Genomic DNA, 4,940 nt, shown 5'->3' on the forward strand with positions numbered 1-4,940 from the left:
ACCCCGAGCGCTTCGTCCACGGCGCGCCACGCGCCAAAGCACCGCCGGAGAAGGTGTCCATCAACCCGCTGCCGACGTCCATCGTGACCCTGCCCAGTGAACTCGGAAGCAACGAGATCGCAAGCAAGAGCGAATCCGCCACTCAGGAGAACGAATGACAGCTATCTGGTGAACAGGCTGTCTCAAAGGGGTTGACGCGTTCCGAATCCGCTTGCGGACGGATCCAATCCTTCGCTGTCCGAGGATCGGGAAGCGCGTCTATGGATGCCGTGGATGTGAGTGGGCGCAGAGCACACTGCCGAGTACGGCGCGCGTGGGACGCTTCGAACTCCAGCCCGATCGGCTGTCCGCGGCCGTTCCCACGGCGGCTGAGGCGTGTGGTCGGGTGTCCACACCCGCACGCAGAACGTCCGGGCGTGGACACTTGGAGCTCACCGGGCTGCATCTCCACGGCGCGAGGACCGGGAAAACTGTCTATACATCAATGGACTAGGCTTCACGCAAGCGAGCGGCACGCTGCTTGCTATCACTCTTCGGCATGTACAGCCCCGCAGCGCGCGAGGCCGCAGCCACCACAGGCCCAACGTCCCATGCATGCTCTGCCCCAGACCCTGCGCCGACTCGCCCGCCAGCCCGGCTTCAGCGCCACCGCACTGCTGATCCTCGCGGTGTGTGTCGGCGCCAATCTGCTGATCTTCGCGGTGGTGCATGCGGTGCTGCTGCGGCCGCTGCCGTTCCCGGAGGCCGATCGGCTGGTCACGGTGTTCAACAGTTATCCCAAGGCCGGGCTGGAGCGCAACGCGGCCTCGGTGCGCGACTACTTCAGCCGCCGCAATGGCGGGCTGGCGGCGTTCGAATCGGTGGCGGCGTTCCGCTACAGCTCCGAAACTCTCGGCGAGCCCGGCAGCATGGCGCGGCGCCCGACTCTGCGCATCACGCCCGAGTTCTTCGACGTGCTCGGCGTCGGGCTGGCGCTGGGCCGGGGCTTCAGCGAGGCGGAGATGAATCCGGGCGCCGAACCCACGGTGATCGTCTCCGACCGCTATTGGCGTGAACAACTGGGCGGCGATGCCAGCGCGCTGGGCCGCAGCATCGAGATCAGCGGCGAGCGCGCCACCGTGGTTGGCGTGCTGCCGCCGGCGTTCCGCTTTCTGTCCTCGACCGCCGATCTGCATCTGCCGCTGGTATCGACGGCCGAACACCGCGCGCTGAACGCGCTGCACGGAGTGCACGCCGACATGCTGGCGCGGCTGCGGCCCGGCGTGAGCCTTGAGCAGGCGCTGGCCCAGCTGGAGGCACACCAGGCCGCCGATGCCGTGGGCTATCCGTGGGCGCGCGAGGTCAGCGAAGCCGGGTTCTTCATGACGATCGCCCCGCTGCAGGCCGATCACGTCGCCAGCCTGCGGCCGGTGCTGCTCCTGCTGCAGGCGGGTGCGTTGGGCCTGCTGCTGATCGGCTGCGTCAACCTGTTGAACCTGCTGCTGGTGCGTGCCAGCGCCGACAGCAAGGCGCTGGGCGTGCGGCGTGCACTGGGCGCGCGCAGTACCGACCTGCTGCGACTGGTGATGCTGGAAACCGGACTGCTGTGCCTCGGTGGCACCGCGCTCGGCCTGCTGCTGGCGAGCCTCGGATTGCAGCTGCTGGAGTCGCTCGATGCTGCCGCGCTGGCGCTGTCAGCGCCGCCGGTTCTGGGCCAGGAACTCGTGCTCGGCAGCATCGGGCTGGCCGTGGTGCTCAGCCTTGCGCTGGCGCTGCCGGTGGCCTGGTTGAACCAGCGTCGCAGCGTCGGCGGTGCGCTGCAGTCACAGAGCCGCGGCGCCAGCGCGGATCGGCTGACCCAGCGCCTGCGGCAAGGCTTCACGATCGCGCAGATCGCACTCGCCTTCGTGCTGCTGGCAGGCGCCACCGCGCTCGGACTGGGCCTGCAGGCGGCGCTGAAAATCGATCCCGGCTTCCGTGCCGAGTTCGCAGTTGCGGCCCAGCTCGACCTGCCGCAGACGCGCTATGCCGATACGAAAGCGCGACTGGATTTCGCCGGACGCACGCTTGAGCGTTTGGCCGCGGTGCCCGGCGTGACGGCGGTGGGCTTCAGCACCAATGTGCCGGTGCGGGGCCGCGGCAGCGACAACGACATGCAGGCGATGCATGTGCCCGGCTACAGCCCGCAGCCGGGCGTATCGCCGCTGTTGCACTACCGCTACGGCATCGCCGGCGACTACTTCGAGAGCCTGCAGATCCCGCTGCAGCAGGGACGCACACTCAACCGTTCCGACGTGCTGGACGGGGCACGGGTGGCGGTGGTCGATGCCGACTTCGCACGCTTCTACTGGCCCGATGGCAATGCGCTCGGCCAGCGCGTATTCGATGGCCCGGATGCACGCGCTGTCGAGGAGGCCTTTACCGTGGTCGGCGTGGTGGCAGCGGTCAAACAGACCGAGCTCGGCCAACGCAGCGGCAACGGCGCGATCTACCTGCCCTATTCGCACCTGCCGCACGCCGAAGTGTTTCTGACCGTGGCCACCGCTCAGGCCACAGCCGCGGCCCTGCCCAGCGTGCGTGCGGCGCTGGCCGAACTCGATCCACAGCTGGCGCTTGACCAGATCCGCCCGATGCAGGCGCGAATTGACGACACCCTGGTCGCGCGCCGCACGCCAGCGGTGCTGGCTGCAGGGTTCGCCGGTGCCGCACTGCTGCTGGCCGGGATCGGCACCTTCGGCGTGCTCAGCTACAGCGTCGCCCTGCGCCGCCGCGAGATCGGCATGCGGATGGCGCTGGGCGCGCAGCCGCAGCAGATCCTGCGCAGCTTTCTCGCACTCGGGGCCGCGCTGCTGGTCACTGGCGCAGCGCTCGGCGGCCTGGCCAGCTGGCTGTTCGCCAGTGCGGTGGAACACTTGCTGGCCGACCTGCCCGACGTCGGCCCGTCAGCCCTGCTGCTGAGCGCGACCCTGCTCGGTGCAGTCACCCTGCTGGCCTGCGCCCTGCCCGCCTGGCGCGCCGCGCGGATCTCGCCGCTGAGTGCGTTGGGCGCGGATTGAGCCGCGGCGATTTCGCAGCGTCGAAGCTTGTCGGAAAAGCCCGGCCGCTACGTGTTCGCGGCGGCCGGGCGATTCGATTCAGCCGAGTTACTTTCCAGCCCCACTCGTTTGCGGCGAGCAGGCTTCGGAACAGCACGCGAACGGATGGGTCACGATGCTATGGCTGGCTCACCGGCTGCAGCACACCTGAAGCCTGCAGCAGCTCGTTGGCGAACTGCAGACGTCGCTCGCGCGCGTCAAGTTCGGTCAGCTTGACCAGCAAGGCGAAGCTGGTGTCGCCCTCATCGCCTTCAACCCAGCCGACCCACCAGCCATTGCCGCTGCGGTCAGCCCGAAGATGGGTACCGGTCTTGCCGAAAATGCGCGGGCCGCCCGTGGATGACTGCAGCATCGCCGCCTTTACCACGGCCAGATGTTCCGGCGCGAACGGCAGCGCATCGCGACGCAGGCGATCGATGAACTGCAGCTGCTGGTTGGCGCTGATCAACAGCACGCCGTCGTGCCAGGCACGACGCGGCTCCTCGCCCACCACGCCATTGCCATAGCCGACCCGGGCGATCCACTCGGCCAGCGTGGCGCGGCCGATGCGCTCCGCAAGCGTGCCGAAGTAGCTTTCGCTGGAGCTGAGCATCGCCTCGTTCAAGGCCATGTCGCGCTCCCATTCGGGCCGCCCGCGATAGGCGCGTCCATCCCAGGGCACCAGCGTGTCGGCCGACGCGAGTGCCCCCGTCTGCAGGGCAATCAGCGCCAGCAGCGGCTTGATGCTCGACGCCGGTGACAGCGCCTGGTCCGCCAGCTCCGCGCCGTGCAGCACCTCAGCGGCGGCACCCTCGGGCTGGATCAACCAGGCGCCTTCTGTGCCGTAGCGGCTGAAGCGTTCGGCGATGTCCGGGCCGGCCATGGCGCCGGCCGGCGCCACAGCAATCAGTACGGCGATCAGTGCAGCCTTCAGCCAACAGGACTTTTTCAGAACGATATGCATGTACGTGCTCCGTGTGTGGGGAGGGCGCATCCTCGGCCTCGCCCGCTCGGTGCGCCAGCACGGCTGCCGTCGCTGCTGTCACGGGTGTAACGGCTGTCACTGCAGCGCCGCTGCCGCTGCTAGGCTGTGGCCATGATCGAGATCGAACTGCGCGCCCCGGCGCGCCTCAACCGCCAGCCGGTGCCGCAGCAGTCGCTGTGGCTGCTGCTGCGACTGTGGTGTATCGATGCCGGCCACGATCCACAGGCGGCGGGCTGGCTGCGCGAGTCGCAGCTGCGCGAACGCTTCGGCGCGGCACGCAGCAATCCGCGCATGTTGATCAGCCGCGCCTTCGCCGATTTCGCCCGCTGGGGCGTGCAGGTCGGCTGGGGCGTGCAGCGCGATCGTCCGCTGGCGATGCTGGCCCTGGCCGGCCGCAATCGCGGGCCGTTCTGGCTGGCAACGGGCGAAGCCGCGCGCATCCGCGTGCTGCTCGACGGCAAACCCGCCAGCGCCAGCGACGTGCTGACCTGGCTCGATTGCACACACGCTGCCTCGGCACCTGCAGGTGCCAGCGCTGTAGCGGCACCGGCAGCGTTCTGGCACCACTGGGCCGCGGCCAAGCGCGAGATGCTTCAGGGCCGACTGATCGTCAGCGGCGAGACCGGTGCACTGGCCGAGTATCGACTGGCTCAGGCCCAGGCGAGCGATGCCTACCATCGCGCGTTGGCCCTGCTGCAGCAGGCGATGGTGTGGCGACGTGCCGGCAATGCAGATGCCGCGCGCAGCGTGCTGGCCGACCGTATGCGTCCGCCCGAGCCACCTACCGCTTCCCCACTCGCCGTGCTGAGCCTCAGTTGCAGATCGGCGCCCAGCCCTCGATCGGCAGCAAGCTGTCGATGTCGCGGTTGCGCGTGGTCGGCAGTCGGGTGAGTACGTCGATG

General features: G+C 68.9%; 3 protein-coding genes. 2 read left to right on the top strand and 1 reads right to left on the bottom strand.

All coding sequences use genetic code 11. The features are described 5' to 3' along the window. Positions 1–590: 590 nt before the first annotated feature. Positions 591–3,035 carry an ADOP family duplicated permease gene (locus ACIQ7H_RS21740; RefSeq protein WP_395795513.1) on the top strand — a complete coding sequence of 815 codons (2,445 nt, stop codon included), beginning with the start codon at positions 591–593 and terminating at the stop codon, positions 3,033–3,035. A gap of 157 nt (positions 3,036–3,192) precedes the next feature. On the opposite strand, the gene ACIQ7H_RS21745 is transcribed toward ACIQ7H_RS21740, so the two are convergent. Then, positions 3,193–4,017, bottom strand: a complete 825-nt coding sequence (locus ACIQ7H_RS21745) for a penicillin-binding transpeptidase domain-containing protein (RefSeq protein WP_395795515.1) — start codon at positions 4,015–4,017, stop codon at positions 3,193–3,195. Between the two features lie 132 nt (positions 4,018–4,149). On the opposite strand from ACIQ7H_RS21745, the gene ACIQ7H_RS21750 reads away from it, so the two are divergent. Further along, a complete protein-coding gene (locus ACIQ7H_RS21750) occupies positions 4,150–4,929 on the top strand; it encodes a hypothetical protein (RefSeq protein WP_395795517.1) in 780 nt (259 codons plus the stop codon). Positions 4,930–4,940: the final 11 nt, after the last annotated feature.

It is taken from the genome of Aquimonas sp. (assembly GCF_044377145.1).
GTDB lineage: Bacteria > Pseudomonadota > Gammaproteobacteria > Xanthomonadales > Xanthomonadaceae > Aquimonas.